We start from the raw sequence: 19022 nt of genomic DNA, 5'->3' as shown, positions 1-19022 counted from the left end.
GACGAAATCGAAGCTTTCTCGACCGACCGACACGCACGCGCCATGCGCCATTCAGGCGTGATCGTATTGCCGGCATGCTGCGCCCCCTCCAATGGGGGACTGCGCCAATCGCCATGACAGACGAGGCAGACGTCGCAATCTCGATGACTGGACGCCGGCGCCTTACGGCTATCCTCGACCGACGCGCCTCCGATGGCGGAACAGATTTTATCTCGCGAAAAATAGACGCTGGCGATCGACGGCGCGAACGCTTGCAACATCAACGCCGATACAACTAGAAAGCTTGCAAGGAGCTCCCGTCGCATTCCACGGGCCTGCGATAGCGAAACGCACGGCATCCGCTCTCGAATAATTCTGAGAATGTATTCGACCGCATGCATTATCTCGCGCAGACTATGACGTGTGCAAGATCGACCGTAGATATTCGGTCGAGAAGGTGACGATCGCTTTGGCGCTCGCAGCAGAAAAAGCGTGCATCCGTCATTGTCCGGCCTCGCTCACCGGAACGCCGGCTGCTTCGTCGCTCCGACGTGTTCCACGCCGAACCAGCCGATCGAGATACAGATAGACCACCGGACTCGTATAGAGCGTCAGCGCCTGGCTGACGATGAGCCCACCGATGACGGCTATCCCGAGCGGCTGCCGAAATTCGGCGCCATCGCCCCCGCCGACGGCGAGCGGCGCGGCCCCGAAAATCGTCGCGACCGTCGTCATCATGATAGGCCTGAAACGTAATAGGCATGCTTGGTGAATGGCGTTCCGCGTCGGCAAGCCGTATTCGCGTTGCGCTCGGATCGCTACATCGATCATCATGATCGCATTCTTTTTGACGATTCCTGTCAACAAGATCACGCCAATGAAGGCGACCACGGTAAACTCTATGCGCAACGCCATCAGCGTCAGAATCGCGCCCAAGCCGGCCGACGGCAAAGTCGACAGAACCGTCACCGGATGGATGAAGCTCTCATAGAGGATGCCCAGAATTACATAGATCGCGGCGACCGCGACGATGACCAGAATCCACTCCTGCACAATCACCTTCTGGAAAGCCGCAGCGGCTCCAGAGAAACTGGATTGAATCGAGCCCGGCATATGAATCTCGGCCGCCGTTCGCTCGATCGCCGCAACAGCGTCGCCGAGCGCGACTTTCGGCGCCAGATTAAACGAAATCGACACCGCGGCCGAGCCGCCGACATGGGCGACGACGAGAGGCGCCGCTTTCTGCTCGAAGCGCGCGATCGAAGAAAACGGAATCATCCTGTCGATCTGTGTGCTGACCGCGGCGCCCGTAGACACAGCGCCACCCGTTCGATTGGCAATTGCGTTGGAGCGCTGATTGCGCGCCGCGTCGGCCGTCGCGGAAGCGCTTCCTGGGTCTGCGGCCCCATTCTGCTCCGCAGAGACCGTTCCGATCGGCGCATTGGTGAATTGCACGCCGCCGACGAGGCCCCGTGCGGGGCTGACATAGATCCTGTTCAGAATGTCTGGACTTTCCCGAAAGCGCGGCGCCGCCTCCATCACGATATGATATTGGTTCAGAGGTCCGTAGATGGTCGAGACTTGCCGTTGGCCGAAAGCGTCGTAGAGCACATTGTCGACTTGCCTCATGTCGATCCCCAGACGCTCGGCTTTGTCCCTGTCGATTGTCACAATGGTCTCGAGCGCGTGCGGCCGGGGATCGACATCCGCATCGCGGATCTCCGGCGCGCGGGCGATGGCTGCTGTCAAACGAAGCGCCCATGCCCGAAGCTCCGCGAGATCGTCGCCGCGCAAGTCGTAATGATATTCTCCGCCTCTGTTGGCCGGCGCGGAAAAGGCGGCGATATCCTGCGGAGCGACGAGGCGCAATGTGGCGCCGGCTATCTTGCCGACAGCCTCGGTCAGTCTCGCGTTGACATCCTGACAGCTCTCGTCGCGCGTCGGTCGCGGCTTCAGCTCGACATAGAGCTCGGCGCTGTTGCGCCTTGCGCCGTCCTCGATTACGGCGGCGAAACTGGCCACGGACGGATCGGCGGAAATAAGTTCCGCGGCGCGTTCCAACATTCGTCGCATCTCGGCGACGGAAATATTCTGGTCCGCGAGCAAGGCGCCGTAGAGCCGGCCCGGGTCCTGTTGTGGCAGCAGCCCTTTGGGGGCGATGGCGTAGAGATAGACGTTCAGGCCGAGAGTCGCGAAAAACGCCGCTAGCGTCCACCGCGAATGACGAAGGGCGAAATCCAGCGTCTTGTCGTAGCGCGCCAGCACACGCTGAAAGATCGCTTCGAAGGCCACGCCCACGCGCCCCGGCTGCTTTCGTGAAAGCACAATCGAGCAGAGCATCGGCGTCGTCGTGAGAGAGACGACGAGTGAAATCAGGACCGCCGCCGAGAGCGTCACGGCGAATTCGGCGAGCACGCGCCCCATGAGGCCGCCCATGAACAGAAACGGAATAAAGATCGCGACGAGCGAGAGACTGATTGCGACGACGGTGAATCCGACTTCGCGGACGCCTCTCAGAACAGCGCGCAACAGCGGCGTTCCCTCCTCGAAGTGGCGCGATATGTTTTCGAGGACAATCACGGAATCGTCGATGACCAGGCCGACAGCGATGATCAGCGCCATGAGCGACACGCTGTCCAAGCTGTAGCGCATCACATACATGACGGTGCCCGTCCCGAGCAGCGAGACGATCGCCGCGATGGCCGGCGGAAATGTCGCGCGAAGGCTGCGAAGAAAGGCGAGCACCACGAGCGTGACGAGAATGGCGCCGATGACGAGACTGTGCTCGAGATCGCGCAGTGAGGCGCGAATGGTGGCCGTGCGGTCCGACGCCATATCAATGGCGATCGCCGGCGGCAACGCAGATCTGATCTGCTCGAGCCTCGCCTTGATGCGATCGACGGTCTCGACGACATTGGCGCCCGATGTTCGATACACGCGGATCAGGACGGAAGGCTGTCGGCCGGTGATCGCGAACGGACGGAAGTCCTCGACCGAGTCGATCACCTCGGCGACTTCGGACAATCTGATCGTCTGACCTTCGCGATAGGCGATGATGAGATCGCGCAGCTCGACGGCGTTGCTCACGCGGTCATTCGCGTAGATCTGAAATCTTCGGCCGTCGCTCTCGATGACGCCTTTCGGACTGTTGGCGTTGGCGGCGGCCAGCGCTGCGCGAACGCTCTCCAATTCGACGCCGTATTTCGATAGGGCGTCCGGGTCGATTTCGACGCGCACCGCGAGAGGTGAGGAGCCGAGAACGACGACCTCCCCTACTCCCTGGATCGAGGCGAGCAGCGGCTGTAGCAACGTCGAAGCGACGTCATAGACCCGATCGAGGCTCATCGTCGTCGAGGTCAAAGACAGGTATGTGATCGGCCAGAAGGCCGAGTTCGATTTGAAAATAAGCGGGTTCGATCGCAACGAGCTCGGAAGATCGGCACGCGCGGCGGCAACCGCCGCCTGCACGTCGCGCGCGGCGCCGTTTATGTTGCGGCCAATGCCGAATGTGAGAGCGATGGTGGACGAGCCGGAGCTGCTGAATGAACGTATTTCCGAGATGTCGGCGATCATTCCGAGCCGTCGCTCGAGCGGCGCGGCCACAGTCGTCGCCATGATTTCGGGGCTGGCGCCCGGCATTTGCGCCCTCACGCTGATCGCCGGGTAGTCGAACTCCGGCATGGGCGCCGCAGGCAGATGGAGAACGGCCAATACGCCCGCGAGCGCGACGGCGATGGTGAGCAGCGCCGTCGCGACAGGCCGCGCGACGAAGGGGGCGGAGATATTCATCCGCCCGCCGCCTCGTAGACGGCCCCTCGCCTCCGCACGGAGACGCCGCCTCCCCACCGGTTCGCCAAGCGCTCGAAAGCCAGATAGACGACCGGGGTGGTGAATAGTGTGAGGATCTGGCTCACGGCGAGCCCGCCGACGATGGCGACCCCGAGTGGCTGTCTCAGCTCGGCCCCTGCCCCGGAGCCGAACATCAAAGGCAGAGCGCCGAACATCGCCACGAATGTCGTCATCAGGATCGGCCGCAAGCGCAGGAGGCAGGCGCGGCGGATCGCGGCATGCGGGTCGAGGCCCTGGTCGCGCTGGGCGGCGAGCGCGAAATCGATCATCATGATCGCGTTTTTCTTGACGATTCCGATCAGCAGGACGATGCCGATGACGCCGATGACGCCGAGCTCGTGACCTGTGAGCATCAAGGCGAGCAGCGCGCCGACGCCGGCCGAGGGCAAGGTCGAAATTATAGTGATCGGATGAATGAAGCTCTCGTAGAGGACGCCGAGCACGATATAGACGCAGACGAGCGCTGCGAGAATGAGCAACGGCTCACTGTCGAGCGAGGCTTCGAAGGCGAGCGCGGCGCCTTGAAAATGCGTGCGGACGTCGGAGGTCGACGCGACCTCCCGTTCGGCTCGGCGGACGGCTCGCACGGCTTCGTCGAGCGCGACGCCCGGACGCGGATCGAAGGAGATCGAAGCCGCGGGAAACGGACCGAAATGTTCGATCTGCAAAGGCGCAGGCTTTATCTCGACGCGCGCGATCGCCGACAAGGGCGCCTGACCGCCGCGCGCGATAGACGATGGGAGGTAAAGTCGAGCGAGCGCATCCGGCGCCCGCGCGAATGAAGGATCGGCCGTCAATATGACGCGCCGCTGATTGGACTGGCTGAAGATCGTCGAAACGATCCGCTGCCCGAAGGCGTCGTAGAGCGCATTGTCGATCGTCGCCGATGTGACGCCGAAGCGCGCAGCGGTGTCGCGATCGACCTCGAGGTAGGCGCCGATCCCTGCAGCTTGCGAGGCGCTGCTCACATTGTCGAGCTCTGGCTGACGCCGCAAACGCTCGATCAGCGCAGCGACGTAACGCCCCAACGAGCGAGGATCGGCGGACTCGGAGACGAAGCGGAATTGCGCGCGGCCAACGGCGGCGTCGATGGAGAGATCCTGAATTGGCTGTAGGTAGAGCGCCGCTCCGGCGGCTCCATCGCATCGCGCCGCAATGCGCCGCGCAATGTCGGCGGCGCTCGCCACGCGGCGTTCATGCGGCTTCAAATTGATTAGAAAGCGTCCCGAATTCAATGCCATATTCACGCCGTCGACGCCGACGAAGGACGACAGGCCGGCGACGTCCGGATCCGCGAGAATGATCCTCGCGAGCGCCTGCTGGCGCTCGGCCATCGCGGCGAAGGAGACGTCTCCCGGCGCGACGGAGACGCCGTAAAGGACTCCCGTGTCTTGAACCGGAAAGAAGCCTTTCGGGATGACGACGTAGAGAATAACGGCGACGATGAGCGTCGCCCCCGTGGCCAGGAGCGCAAGGCCCTGTCGTTCGAGCACGCGATCGAGGAGCAGGGCGTAAAATCGAACGACGGCGTCGAACGCTCGACCAGGCCTGCGCTCGAACGAATCGGCTCCGTCGCTGGCGCTCCGCCGCAAGAGTCGCGCGCAGAGCATCGGCGCCAGGCTGAGAGACACGCCGGCCGAGACGACAATCGTCAACGCGAGGGTGACGGCGAATTCTCGGAACAAGCGACCGATCACGTCGCCCATGAAGAGGAGCGGGATCAGCACGGCGATCAACGAAACCGTCAATGAGAGAATGGTGAAGCCGATCTGCCGCGAGCCGATGAGCGCCGCGTCGAACGGCGATCGCCCCTCTTCGACATGGCGGGCGATATTCTCGATCATGACGATCGAATCATCGACCACGAAGCCGGTCGCGATCGTCAGCGCGAGCAGCGTCAGATTATTGACGCTGAAGCCGAGCAGAAACATGCCGGCGAAAGCGCCGACCAAGGAGAGCGGCGCCGAGAGGCTCGGAATCAGCGTCGCGCGGCCGTCCCGCAGGAATAGGAAGATCACCAGAACGACGAGCGCCATTGCTAGAAGGAGATCGCATTCGACGCCGCGGACCGACGCGCGGATCGACGCCGTACGATCCGTCAGCACCGCGACGTCGGCGCCGGGCGGTAGGCCAGCCTTCAGGCTCGACAACAACGACTGGATGGCGTCCACGACAGCGATGACATTGGCGCCGGGTTGTCGACGAATGTCGAGAATGATGGCGGGCGTCGTATCCGACCAAGCGGAGACATATTCGTTTTCCGCGCCCTCGACGATCGTCGCGACGTCTGACAGGCGCACAGGCGCTCCGTTACGAAAGGCGACGATGATTCGCTCGTAATCCTCGACGCTTTTCAGTTGATCATTAGCGTTGATCGCATAAGCGCGCTTTTGTCCCTCGAAACTTCCTTTCGGCATGTCGACATTGGCGCCGCCGATCGTCGCGCGCAGGTCGTCGAGGTCGATGCCATAGGCCGAAGCAGCGTCAGGATTGACTCCGATCCTGATGGCTGGACGCTTGCCGCCGCCGATCTCGACGAATCCGACCCCAGGCACTTGCGAGATCTTCTGCGCGAGACGTACGTCGGCGATTTCCTGGATGCGTTCGAGCGGCAAGGTTCTGGAGGTGACGGCGAGCGTCAGGATCGGCGCGTCGCCCGGATTGATCTTCGCATAGGCCGGCGGCGCCGGCAGATCGTTCGGCAGCAGGCTCTGAGCGGCGTTGATCGCCGCTTGCGCTTCCTGCTCGGCGACGTCGAGCGGAATGTCGAGAGAAAAACGAAGCGTGATGACCGACGCCCCGCTGGAGCTCGTCGAGCTCATCTGCTCGAGGCCGGGCATCTGACCGAGCTGCCGCTCGAGCGGAGCGGTGACGGCGCTCGTCATCACCTCGGGACTGGCTCCCGGATAGAAGGTCCTGACTTCGATGATCGGATAATCGACCGCGGGTAGCGCGGAGACGGGAAGAAAGGCGAAGCCGATCGCTCCACACAGCGTCAGGGCGACCATCGTCAACGTGGTCGCAACCGGCCGCCGAATGAAAAACGCCGACGGATTCATTCTTCCATCGCCTTCACTTTGGCGCCGTCGCGCAGGCGATCGGCGCCGGCGACCACGAGGCGCTCGCCGGGCGCGAGGCCGGATAGAACCACAGTGGTCCCCCCTTCCGCCGGTCCGAGCTCTATCTGTCTTGCGATCGCCGTCTCCTCATCGGAGAGGACGAAGGCGAATGCGCCATTCGGGCCATATTGCACGCCTTCGCTCGGAACGACCGTGACCTGGCGAAGCGTATCGACGAGCAGACGCACATTGACGAATTGATTGGGAAAGAGCGCCGAGTCGCGGTTGTCGAGCTCCGCCTTGAATTTCACTGTGCCCGTCGCAGTGTCGACCTGCGCGTCGAGACTCACGAGCGCCCCTCGTGCGATCAGCTTCCTGCCGGAGCGATCATACACAGCGACGGGAAGTTTCCTATCCGCCTCGATCTGCTTCAAAACCTTCGGCAGATGATCTTCGGCTAAGGGGAAAACCACGGTGATCGGTTGCAATTTCGTGAGGACGACGATCCCCTCGCCGCCCGCCTGCACATAATTCCCCAAATCGACCTGGCGCAGACCGACGCGGCCGGCCACCGGAGCCGTGATGCGGCAGTAATCCAGATTGAGCGCAGCGTTCGCGACATTTCCTTCGTCGATCTCCACCGCGCCCTCATATTGACGCACGAGCGACTCTTGCGTGTCGAGCTGCTGACGAGAGATCGAATTCTGCTTGACCAACCGCTGATATCGCTCGCGATCGAGGCGCGCGTTTTCGAGCAGCGCGCGATCGCGCATGAGCTGCCCTTGCGCCTGACGCAATGCATGTCGATAGGGCCGAGGATCGATTTCCGCGAGGAAGTCGCCCTCCTTGACCATCTGCCCTTCTTCGAAACCGATTTGCGTCAGCCGGCCGGAAATTTGCGTCTTCACGGACACGGTGGCGAGGGGTTTGACCGTTCCGAGCGCCGCGAGAGTAATCTGGAAGTCGCCTTTCGTCGCTGTCGCCACTCCGACCGGAACGGGCGGGGGCGCCTTGTCGTGAGCGGATTGGACGCCGTTCGACGACCTCGAGACGGCCCAGGCGAACCCGACGATCAACAGCAGCGCAATCGCAGCCTTCCGAGCGAGGCGGCGGCGTTCGGACTCGCCGGCGGCGCGCGCCTCATCTTCGACGCGAAACGGCACGTCGGCGGTCGGATCCGAGCTCATTTTCCGCCCCGGCAACCGCACGAAGATCGTGCGGCGTGCGTTGGCGTCGGCGTGTCTCCAACCCATCCGGTGCAATGTCGCAGCTCGCGCATGTCGCTTCCCTCATCGAGAGCCTTGTTTCGATCGACGGCTCTCAGAGCGCCGCCGCTCGGTAGGCTGCTCCGACGTCGCTCGTGCGTCGGCGCGCCTCGAAAAATGCGGCGCCGCGATCGGCGGCGCGTGACCATGCAATCGATTTCAATAGATTTTAAAATGGCTCCTTCGCTTCGTGCGCGCGAATTCGTGAGCTCGGCGCTTCAGGAGCCAGCGAAGAACTCCGGTTGCGAGCAGGGGCGGCCAGCCCAGACCGAATAGAATAACCATGATACGGCCGGGCCAGCCAAAGACATAACCGATGTGCATTGGCCATCGCCATTGGACGAAGCCGTCGCCGGCCGCTCGTCCCTGCGGCGGCGCAGCGACGATCCGCAGTTGCGGATCGAGCGCCTCGTCGATCTCCTGCAAGAAGACGAGGGCCGAGCCCGTGATCCCGATCAGCCACAAAAGCAGGCCGACCGCTAGGTCCAGCCAAAGATATCCCTTCAGCCAGACCTTGCGCCAGTTCCATATCGCAACCTGCCGCGGCGCGCAGAGCCAAGTCGACGCCGCTCATGGGCTCCTCCGCTAGTTAGAATTCGACCTTGATCGATCCGATCGCCGAGAAGGGCGCGCCCGGATAAATGCCGTAGCGCGGATCGACATTGGATTCAGGGTCGGTCGACTCGTAGTATCTCGTGTTCGTCAGGTTCCGAACATTGAGTTGCGCCGTGACCTTTGTCGGCCCGACATTCCAACGATAGCCGGCGAGCGCATCGAGGCGCACATAGCCCGGAAGCTGGAACGAGCTCGTTCGATCGCCCTGACGACTTCCGACGACATAAGCGCCGAGGCCGAAAAAGGCGCCGTCCAGCTCGACGAACTCTTTGACGTCCCATTTGAGCCACAGGCTGCCGGAATAACGCGGAACATTCGGCAGACGATGCCCCAGATAGAGCGGAACGCCCTGAGCGTTCAAGTTATTATCCTTTATGACGCGGGCGTCCATATAGGTGAAGCTGCCGATGGCGTTGAGACTGTCGGTAATCTTTCCGACCGTGTCGAGTTCCACGCCCTTGCTGCGCTGCTGGCCGATCGCGATGCTGTCATTGGGATCTGGAGTGCTCAGATCCGGCGTCGGCAGATTCTTCTTGGTCAGATTGTAGAAGGCCAGAGTCGTGGTCAATCGGCTGTCGAACAGCTCGGTCTTGACGCCCACCTCGAACTGCGTGCCCTCCTGCGGAGGCAGCGGCCGGTTATTCGCGTCCACGCCATTATTGGAGCCGAACGAATTGGTCCAGCTGCCATAGACGCTGATCCAAGGGAAAGCCTGATACAGCACTCCGACGCGCGGACTGAAAGCGTCGTCCCGCCGCAGCACACTCGGACTGGCGTAAATCAGATTGGCCTGCGCGGCGTCGAAGCTCGCGCCACGACCGCGCCCGACCTCCGACCAATCATATCTGCCGCCGCCGATAATGTGGAGCTTGTCCAGAAACGTGATGTGGTCCTGGAAATAGACCCCTTTCTGCTCCTCGTGGAAGACGCTGTGGTCTCGCGTGATCTGCGGCCTATTGTAGACCGCCGCGTCGAACGCCCCGCGAGGAATGCCGTAGCTCGGCCAAGGAAAGTAGATGTTGATGTCGTACGCCGGGTTCGGCGTATTGGAATTGCCCCAGGTATTGTACGCGGTGCTGGAGCGCAGATAGTCGAAGCCCACGAGCGTCTCGTGGTGAGTTCCCAATATGTCGAACTTGCCGAGCAGATCCAGATTGGTCGTGTAGACCTCCGCGTCGGACGCTTGACCGAAAACATTGCGTCGCAGGACGCCGCTCGGCTGCAGGGCGGTGGTTCCAAACGCCGGCGCCGGGTTCAGAAAATCATCGTGGCCGTGCAGGAAAGCCGCGAGGAAGCGGTTACGGAACGTCCAATTTTCATTGAGGCGGTGGGTGAGCTCGGAGCCGACGTAGAACTTGCGCATATTGTCCTTCGGATCGTTCGGATCGGCGAAGGAGCGGTTGATGGGAATGGGCGCAGGCCGGTTGCCCAACGCCGGAAGTCCGTAATCGGCGAGGTAATTCTCCTCGAGATATTCGAAATCGGCGGTGAACTCCGTGTCGGGCGAAATCCGCGCCGTGACGCTCGGATTGAGCACGATCCGCTCGCCGTGCTGGAAGTCACGGAAAGACCCGCTGTTCTCATATGCCCCGGAGAAGCGGTACAATAGTGAATTGTTGTTCTGGTAGATGGGACCGGTGGCGTCCCAAACCGTGCGATAATGATCATAGGAACCGAAGCGCTGCTCGATCGAATGATAAGCAATGTCGGATGGCCGCTTGGTGACGACATTGATGAGACCTCCGGGCTCCATGCGCCCGAACAGCATCGCAGCCGGTCCCTTGAGCACCTCGATCCGCTCGATATTGCTGGAATCGAATTCGGTCCGGAATGTCGATGGGGATGTGGCGAGCAACCCGTTGCGGAACATCTTGCGGCTGTCGGAGAAGCCGCGGATGAGGAAGCCCGTTCCGCTGCCGATCGATTGGTTCGGCCGCACGCCGCTGACATTTTCGAGCGCCTCCTCGACGCGCGTCACCTTCTGATCCTCGATAACCGCCCGCGGAATGACCTGCACCGACGCAGGCAATTGCATAAGCGGGATGTCGATCTTTGTCGCAGAGGACGCGTCGTGAACCACATAGCTCGGCGTCCGGGGATCGCGATCGCCCCCACTGGCGCTGGACGCGCCCAGGGACGCGGCGCCCCGGTCGGCGCCGACGTCGATCGTGGGCAAGGCCTCCTGCGCACGAGCCGGAAAATTCATGAACGCGAACACGAACGCGCCGGCGGAAATCCCGCGCAATAAAGCTGGACGAAGCATATCGAATCTCCTGAGACGGCTCAGCAGGCCGTCGGGACCGGGAATAGAAATGCGGCGCTAGACACCGCGTTTTGGTCGGTCAGGAGAAAAAGGGAGGCGCCCGGGAAGACCACGAACTCGAGAACCCGCTCGCTGGCGCGGCGACCTCGTCCAGAAAACGCCATCCGACAGCGACACTGTCGTGTGTCGAAAAGACGATGATGTCGAAAAGGGCCGCCGCGAAACGGATCAGCCCGCCGTCCACGCTCGGCGAGCACAGTATGCAGCACTGAGAATGATCATGGTGCGGAGCCGGCGCGCTTTGGTCGCCCACCATGTCCGCTCCGCACCGTCCGGCCTCGACATAGGCCGCTGTTTGAGAGCCGAACCCGGAGAGTCCATCCCTCTCGTGCGAGACCACGGAAGCGACACCTTGCAGGACGAACACGCATGCGAGAACAAGCGCGACGAAAGCGCTCGTCAAAAATCCTCGCTCGGGTTGCTCGTTCTTCATGAATCGCCGGATGCTTTGCGCGAATAAGCTGTACCGAAACTGTGCGTTCGTCGGTCTTTGGAGTCAATAGCCCGTTTTGAATCGATCCAAAAATTATGCGCGATGAACGACGCCGGCCCGGAATCCGACCATTACAAAACACACTCCACTTCGAATATCCGGCTGTCTTGCGGACGATCCGGTCTGCGCTCGACATCGGAATGTGAATGGTCGTGCGTAAGCGATGATCGGCCGTAGCACGTTTGGTTTTTCAAATCCGATTTTTTTGGCGTCTTTCTCTACGCTCGAACGTCTTAGCGAGAAAAGACGCATCGACCGGTCGCTCGACAGAGCCGCGCAGCGATTTCGTGCGCCGCGGGCGACGCTTCTCTATTCGACCAACGCACGCGAAGGGGAGAGCGCGCCATGCGCAAAAAGATTTTGGTCATGGGCTTGCCGGGCGCAGGAAAATCCACCCTTACGCGCGCGCTCGCGCCGCTTTTGACGGCCGTCGTCTTCAACGCCGACGACATCCGCGCAAATATATCCAAAGACTTGGGATTTTCGCTGGGGGACCGGATCGAGCATGCGCGCCGAATGGGATGGCTGTGCGATCGGGTCGTCGAAGCGGGAGGCGTAGCGATCGCCGATTTCATATGCCCGACGCCGGAGACGCGCGCCGCGTTCGGAGCCGATTTCGTTATTTGGGTGGATCGCATTCGTGAAGGCCGATTCGAGGACACCAACCGTCTCTTCGTTCCGCCCGAGAGATACGACCTCCGCATCGAGGCGGAAGGCGACCCTCGCTTTTGGGCCGAGCGCATCCGGTCGGTCCTGCGCCCGGCCTTCGGTCCTAGGACGCCGGCGCCAATGAAGGCCGAACGAGCCGCGACGCCCTGAGCGTCGAACGGACGAGCCCCGCAGACAGCGATCAAAGGCAAATCGGCATGCAGCAGAATCCAGCGCCACCAACGACCGCGGCCTCATCCGCCGTAGACCCGAGAAAAGTTCACAAGCTGCAAGCGCCATACGAAGACTTCAGACAACAATTTTCTCCTCACTCTCGATTGAGGCGGTTTGAATTCGCTCTCAAACACCAGTTCAGAGATTTCTATTTCATCAAACCGCCGAGATGGCGCGTTCTGCTGAGGACGTTCATCGGCCACCCACGCATGCGGCCCGCATTCTTGTCCACGGGCGCGGTTCGGTCGGGAACCTCGCTGCTCTCGTCCTACATTTTGCAGCACCCGAATGTGGTTCTCCCGCTCGCCAAGGAGATCTCCCAGCTGCCGCGCATGAAATACATAGAAGCGCAATTTCCGAGCTGGCGCGAGCGCCGTCGCGTCGAACAGCGCTTCGGCCCGGCCATCACCGGCTGCTGCAATCCGATCGCGCCGAACCTGCTGTGGATTTTCGTCGCGAAGGCGATTTGCCCGGACGGCCGCGTGGTGGTCGTGCTTCGAGATCCCGTGGAGCGCGCCTTCTCGCAATGGCGGTGGGATCGAATGAAGAACGGCCATCTGTTCTCGGATCCGCTGTGGCGGTTCCTGCCGGATTTCGAGACGAGCGTGAAAATCGAGCGCGAGTCGATTCACGCCGGAGGCGGCGGACCGAACGCCTTCAGCGGAAGCGAGCAAGGATATCTGCAACAGAGCATCTACCTTCCGTTCCTCCGCCTGCTGTTTCAGCATTTCGAAAAACAACGTATTCACATCGTCGACGCGGCGGAACTCTTTTCCGACCCTGTGAAGACCGCGAAAGAGGTATACCGCTTCCTCGAGCTTCCCATGGTCGATCCGCTCGTCATCGACGAGCGCAACGCCGGTCCCGCGGCCGCGATGCCCGAAAGGCTCCGCCGCGAGTTGTCCGAGTTTTTCAGACCTTACAACGAGGCGCTGTACGAGTTCCTCGGAAGGGACTTGGGCTGGGAACGCGAGCATGTCTGAAGCGTCGGCGCCCAGACCGAAGATCGCGATCATCGGCGGCGGGTTCAGCGGCGCCGCGATCGCCGCCCGATTGCTCCGCTCGCCGTCCGCAGATATCCATGTGATCGAAGATCGTCCACGCTTGGGATTCGGCCTCGCATACGGCGACGCCGAGGACTACCATCTCTTGAACGTGCCGGCCGGCGGCATGAGCTTCTGGTCTGACCGGCCCGATCACTTCCTCGACTGGGCGAGGCGGCGCGGAGCTTCGGCCGGCTGGCCGGAAGCGACGACCGCGTCCGCGGACAGCTACATGCCGCGCCGACTGTTCGGCTGCTATGTCGCCGAGACCGTGGAGGCGGCGGCCAGGGAGGCGACGACCAATGGCGACGGCGAGCTTCTTCACCATCGCGCTAGGGTCGTAGCCCTAGATCGTCTCGATGGCGAATTTCATATCCGACTGAGCGACGGACGAACGCTCGTCGCTGCCGCCGTCGTTCTCGCGACCGGAAACAGTCCGCCGGCGGCCTCCTGGCCGGTTCGAGGCCGAGGGTCGGCTTACGTGAACGATCCATGGTCGGCCGATGTCACCGCCGGCCTCGACCCGACCGGTCCAATTCTCGTCATCGGCGCCGGCCTCACCATGGTCGACGTCGTCCTTCGCCTGAGACGCCACGGGCATCGCGGCCCCATCACCGCTATTTCCCGACATGGCCTGCTTCCTCGCCCGCGAGGCGCCTCCTGTCCCTGCCCACCGGCGATCGACATCGAAGACGCGTCGCGAGGCGCGAGCGCTATGCTCGCCTCTCTCCGAACGGCGATCGATCGACACGACGGCGATTGGCGCACGGTGATCGACGGTCTACGTCCCGTCGCCAATCTCCTGTGGGGGGCGCTGCCGATCGTCGACAAGCGGCGATTGATACGACACGCCCTGCCCTTTTGGGAGGTGCATCGCCACCGAATGCCGGAAACGGCCGCCGAGGCGATCTCGACTCAGACCGCCGCCGGTCTATTGCAGGTGCGTGCGGCATTCATCGACAACGTCGAGATCGACGGCGCGTGCGCCGCCGTGTCGATCCGCTCGCGCGGACGGCAGGGATTGGAAAAGCGCCGTTTCGCCCGGGTCGTCAATTGTACGCCTGGACAATGCGACGTCGCGCGAACGTCCGATCCTCTTCTCGCGGATCTGATGAAAAAGGGCCTGCTGCGTCCCGATAGTCTAGGTCGCGGCGTCTCATGCGACGAAAACGCAGCCCTATGCGACGCTCGAGGAAAATCCGTGAGAGGCCTTTTTGCCCTTGGTCCCCTATTGCGGGGCACGTTATTCGAGTCCAGCGCCGTTCCCGATATTCGTCGACAGGCGGACGCCCTTGCCGAATTCTTGGTCGATTTTTTGAAAAGCCATGAGCGCCTATGTCCCGCATCGCGAAGCCGCGATGACCCCATCCGAACCCGCGCGTGATCGACGGCCGACTAAAACGTCAGATCGCCGACCAAGCTTTTTCAGAAGCGGAGCCTCTGACGACGATTCAGATCCGCTTCGATCTCGCTGTCCAAAAACGGAACCCGCACCCATTCTTTTCTAGAGAACAATTCCGTCTGATCGGCGGAATAAGGCGAATCCGGATCGAACGATTCCGAAAAGGCGAGCAAGGTCTCGGCTCGCGGCCCGTTCGGCTCGAAGGCGACGACCTGAACGTAGCTCGATCCTGAAATCACCTCGCGTCTGCTGCTTCCAGACGGGGTGCTGCGAATGACATTATATACGCCCAACGCGCCGCTGCCTCCGTGAATCGGGATGACTCGGCTGCGTCTCGACGCCACTTGAATATCCCCCCATGACATGTCGGGCGAGAACCCTGCGCTGGTCGCCTCCTGCACCGCGGCGACCAGCGCCGCCTTCAATTTCTCCGCAATGTCTGGAACGTCGACACTCAATCCGCGGGGCGTGTCGAGCGGCTGTAAGGGATCGAAGGCAATTCGCCAAGCGTTCGCGATCTTTCGAGCCCGCTCCATAAATCCTTCAAAATAGACATAGCCGATATTCGCGTCGAGATCCGCCGTTCTATTCCAAGCGCGCAATTTCTCGCAGGCGATCGCGAAATCCTCGTCGCCGGCGCTCGATGCTACCGTCGGCGTCCGATCCGGACAGAGCGTCAGAAGATCGTCCAAGATCAACGAGGCGACATACACATGATTGCGCATGAGAAAACGCTGCAGGTCGCGCGCCTCCAATCCGGCGTCCCGAGATGCGGCGCTCTGCAGCCGGCCCCGCAACCAATCGAGCGTGGATCGAGCTCTAGCGCCGAGCTCGATTTTCTCCCGACTGACGAGCGGCGAAAACCCGGTCAGCGGACGCGCCGGATTGGCGAGCCAGGCGCTGTCGTTGGAATTGATCACGAAGTCGTCGCGCTCGAGAATCGGCAAGCTCGCTCCGGGAACCAGCCCGTCCTGCGCTGCGCCCGTGGCCCGGCTCCGCTCGCACTCTCTCCTCGTTCCGTCGAGAATCGGGAACTCGACGGCTGCGGCCATATCCGCTCCTTTCGGGCTGCAATCCGACAGCTTTCGAGCATCGACGTCGGGAATTGCCGACACGTTCATAAACAAGGCGGTTCCAGCAGAATCGACCGCGATCGTATCGACCCAGGGGATGCCGAGGATTTCCGTGATGCTCGACTGAAGCGCATCGAGCGACGTCGCGCGATTGATCGCGTACCACTGGCGGAGCGCTCTGTCGTTGCGGACATTTGCGTCATCGATCACGAAGGCTCGCCCTTCATCCCAGCGGAACTTGTCGGGAAATGCGAAGACGGGCCCCAATTTCGATTGGTAGAACATGTGCGATCGCTGCGTAACGGACCCATCCTTGTCGCGCACCTCGACGGTGATCGGCGTCCGCGTCATCGGCAAGGATTCGCCGTCCACCAAATATCTCGTCGGATCGGCGGGATCGAGCCGCAATTGGTAAGAAATGAAATGGCTCGAGGCGTCGACGGTGTGCGTCCAGGCCAAATCTTTCGAAAAGCCGATATTGATCATCGGCAATCCTGGCAGAGACGCGCCCATCACATCGAGCTTTCCGGGGATGGTCAGATGCATCTGGTAGAACCGCAATGCGCCGGACCACGGATAGTGCGGATTGGCGAGCAGCAGGCCCTTGCCGTTGCGGGTCGAAGCCTTTCCCAATGCGAGAGCATTGCTCCCATGACTGCTCTGGAAGACGTCCCGATCGAACGCGAAGCTTTCGCCCCCGTCGATCAGCGCGCCGGAACGAGACCCGCCGGCGTCGCTGCGCGCAGGAGGCGCCGCGGTGACGATGGCCTTCGCAAAACGCCCGAGCCCGGTTTGAACGACCAGTCGACGCATGTTCTTCAAGAGGTCGGCGTCAGAAATCGGCCGCACCCAGCCCTTGTCGCGACATGCGGACGGCAGCCCGCCTGCTCCGACGTCGCGCAGATATCGATTATAGCCCGACGCGTAACCGGAGAGCAGCATCCTGATTTCCGGCGGTTGCGACACGAGAATGTCGGCGATCGTCGCGTCATCGTTCAGCCATCGAAAATAGAAGTCACTTTCGAGATTGGTGAGGGTTCCGGGCGCCGTTCCCTCGCCTCCTAGAAATTTCGACCGCACTCCGTTGACGGTGGCGATCTCCTCCGCGAGCAGGCAAAGATTGTCCTCGGCGTAGACGTAGCCCATCCCATAGCCGAGAGCCTTCTCATCGGCGGCTCTTATGTGCGGAATACCGTAGGACGTTCTGCGAATTTCGACGCTCTGGCGCGCGCCGACGTCGTCGGCTCGGCCGAGTGGCGCGCCGCCGGCGATGAACGACGGCAGGACGAAAACGAGCAGACTTGCGCGGACCGCTTCAAATGTCGATTTTGCAGCCATGTTCGATCGTTCCTCGAAGGTCACGCCGACGCCGCGAGCGCTGGCCGAACTTCTTCCAATTGTCCGTTCGTCAATCGCAACAAGCGATCAGACAAATGAAAATAGCGGTCGTCGTGGGTGATGACGATAATCGTCTTGCCCCGCGCCTTGAGCTCCGGCAGCATTCTTTCGTAAAAATACGCGCGAAAATCCGGATCCTGTTCCGCCGCCCACTCGTCGAACAGGAAGAACGGTCGATCGGTGAGATAAGCCGACAGCAAGGCCAGCCGTTTGCGTTGGCCGCGAGACAGATCGACGGTCGAGAAGCGCCCGCCTTCGACCTTCACCTGCTGGTCGAGCCGAAGAATGAGAAGAAATTCTCTGGCCTTCGTCAACGCCTCCTCGCTCGAATAGCCGAGCAGCGTGTCGAAGACGTGAGCGTCGGCAAACACCGCCGCGAAATTTTGTCGATAGGAATCGATATCGTCCTTCCCGACCGATCGGCCGGCCAATCTGATTTCTCCGGCGTCTGGCGTCAGCAGGCCGAGCACGATGAGGGCCATGGTGGTCTTGCCCCCGCCGTTTCCGCCGGTCAGGAAGACGAGTTCGCCGGGTTGGATTTTCAGGCTCAATGGCCCGATCCGATGACCGGCGTCGTCTCCCGTCCCGGGATATCGATGGCGTATGGCGACGAGTTCCAGCGTGGACGGCCGCTCCGCGCCCGCCGCGGCGGGAGCATCCCGCTCGGCGCCCTCCCCCAAGCCCAGCGCTTCGATGTTCCTCAAAGCCGTCGCGCCCATGCCTAGGGCGGGAACGGCGTCGAGGATCGTCGACACGGGGCCGCCGAGGAAAAGGATCGCGAGGGTGAACCCAGTCGAGGTTTCGCGTGAAATCTCGGCATAGTGCGGCAACACGAGCAAGATGACGCCGATCAGGACGAAATAGAGCGATTGGCCCCAGCGGTTCGCGAATACATAGATCAGCCGGGCCTTGTTTCGCCTCTCTCTGAATGTCTCGGCCGCTCGTCTCATTTCATCGTCGATAAAGGCGCGCCTTCGGCGCACGTCCATCTTCAGCTCTTTGAACCCTTCGGTTATCGACCGAAAATGACGGAACAGAATCGTGTCGGCCTCTCGCGCCAGTCGCAGCCAGCGTATCGCCCGCCCTTGCAAAAGCCTGAAGCCGAGGACCCCGAATATGAGGAACGACAAGACGAGAAGCAGCAGTTGCGGCGCCAGGGCGCCTAGGTAGCAGAGGACAGTGACGAGCGTCGCGCTGGCGATGAAGAGCGTTGGGAGCGCATCGAGCGCTTCGACGACCGCCCCGACATCATCTGTCAGGGCGGCCATCAAGCGGTGCGGCCCCAGAGCCTGCAATGTCTCGAACGGCGCCGAAAGAATATGACGGCTGAGGCGCATTCGGAGAGTATAGAGATTGGTCTGGGCCAGACGCGACAGCAAGGTCATCGACAACGCGCCTGAGACGAGGACGAGAACGCAGACTCCGAAGAATGCGACGGCGAAGGTCGTGTCTTTCTCGTCGTCGTGGAGCGATCGGTTGATCAGCATCATCAGCGTGGCGTTGCCGGCGCCGGCGATCGAGCCGATGACGAGAGAAAGAGCGAGCATGCGCTTCGACGGGGCGAAGAGACGCAAAAAGCTCAGTGACGAAACCCCACTCATGACTTTCGACGCGCCGTCCGCTTCCACCGAGACCTCCCCC

General features: G+C 61.8%; 11 protein-coding genes and 1 pseudogene. 4 read left to right on the top strand and 8 right to left on the bottom strand.

Features of this window, described 5'->3' with window-relative positions:
- Positions 1-480: 480 nt before the first annotated feature.
- The 6 genes from ACT53T_RS22960 to ACT53T_RS22935 all read right to left on the bottom strand — a co-directional run bounded on the left by ACT53T_RS22960 (position 481) and on the right by ACT53T_RS22935 (position 11523).
- Positions 481-3768: an efflux RND transporter permease subunit gene (locus tag ACT53T_RS22960; protein ID WP_476163012.1), complete on the bottom strand. Its 3288-nt coding sequence runs from the start codon at positions 3766-3768 to the stop codon at positions 481-483.
- Complete coding sequence (locus tag ACT53T_RS22955; RefSeq protein WP_476163011.1) at positions 3765-6887, bottom strand: efflux RND transporter permease subunit; 3123 nt, start codon at positions 6885-6887, stop codon at positions 3765-3767. Before ACT53T_RS22955 ends, ACT53T_RS22960 begins: the two co-directional genes overlap by 4 nt.
- Complete coding sequence (locus ACT53T_RS22950; RefSeq protein WP_476163010.1) at positions 6884-8074, bottom strand: MdtA/MuxA family multidrug efflux RND transporter periplasmic adaptor subunit; 1191 nt, start codon at positions 8072-8074, stop codon at positions 6884-6886. Before ACT53T_RS22950 ends, ACT53T_RS22955 begins: the two co-directional genes overlap by 4 nt.
- Before the next feature lie 237 nt (positions 8075-8311).
- The gene (locus ACT53T_RS22945) at positions 8312-8641 is read right to left on the bottom strand and encodes a PepSY domain-containing protein (RefSeq protein ID WP_476163037.1); all 330 of its coding nucleotides are present in this window, start codon (positions 8639-8641) and stop codon (positions 8312-8314) included.
- Positions 8642-8741: 100 nt separating this feature from the next.
- Positions 8742-10943, bottom strand: a complete 2202-nt coding sequence (locus ACT53T_RS22940) for a TonB-dependent siderophore receptor (protein WP_476163009.1) — start codon at positions 10941-10943, stop codon at positions 8742-8744.
- A 166-nt stretch (positions 10944-11109) separates the two neighbouring features.
- Entirely contained in the window at positions 11110-11523 is a 414-nt protein-coding gene (locus ACT53T_RS22935) for a hypothetical protein (protein ID WP_476163008.1), read from the bottom strand.
- A 405-nt stretch (positions 11524-11928) separates the two neighbouring features.
- Between ACT53T_RS22935 and ACT53T_RS22930 the strand changes: the two genes are divergently transcribed.
- The 4 genes and pseudogenes from ACT53T_RS22930 (at position 11929) to ACT53T_RS22915 (ending at position 14892) form a co-directional block, all read left to right on the top strand.
- Positions 11929-12402, top strand: a complete 474-nt coding sequence (locus ACT53T_RS22930; protein ID WP_476163007.1) for an adenylyl-sulfate kinase — start codon at positions 11929-11931, stop codon at positions 12400-12402.
- 47 nt (positions 12403-12449) lie between these two features.
- Positions 12450-13448 carry a sulfotransferase domain-containing protein gene (locus tag ACT53T_RS22925; protein ID WP_476163006.1) on the top strand — a complete coding sequence of 333 codons (999 nt, stop codon included), beginning with the start codon at positions 12450-12452 and terminating at the stop codon, positions 13446-13448.
- Positions 13441-14052: pseudogene (locus ACT53T_RS22920) on the top strand (FAD/NAD(P)-binding protein); the annotation flags it as partial. The gene ACT53T_RS22925 and the pseudogene ACT53T_RS22920, both read left to right, overlap by 8 nt.
- 225 nt (positions 14053-14277) lie before the next feature.
- Entirely contained in the window at positions 14278-14892 is a 615-nt protein-coding gene (locus tag ACT53T_RS22915) for an FAD/NAD(P)-binding protein (RefSeq protein WP_476163039.1), read from the top strand.
- Positions 14893-14933: 41 nt separating this feature from the next.
- On the opposite strand, the gene pvdQ is transcribed toward ACT53T_RS22915, so the two are convergent.
- Together pvdQ and ACT53T_RS22905 are read right to left on the bottom strand one after the other, a co-directional pair.
- A complete protein-coding gene (pvdQ, locus tag ACT53T_RS22910) occupies positions 14934-17321 on the bottom strand; it encodes a bifunctional acylase PvdQ (RefSeq protein ID WP_476163005.1) in 2388 nt (795 codons plus the stop codon).
- A 20-nt stretch (positions 17322-17341) separates the two neighbouring features.
- Complete coding sequence (locus ACT53T_RS22905) at positions 17342-19009, bottom strand: cyclic peptide export ABC transporter (RefSeq protein WP_476163004.1); 1668 nt, start codon at positions 19007-19009, stop codon at positions 17342-17344.
- Positions 19010-19022 lie beyond the last annotated feature (13 nt).

It is taken from the genome of Methylosinus sp. DMC45 (assembly GCF_056313885.1).
The sequence above is the reverse complement of the archived record's forward strand: the minus strand, read 5'-3'. Positions and strand labels throughout refer to the sequence as shown.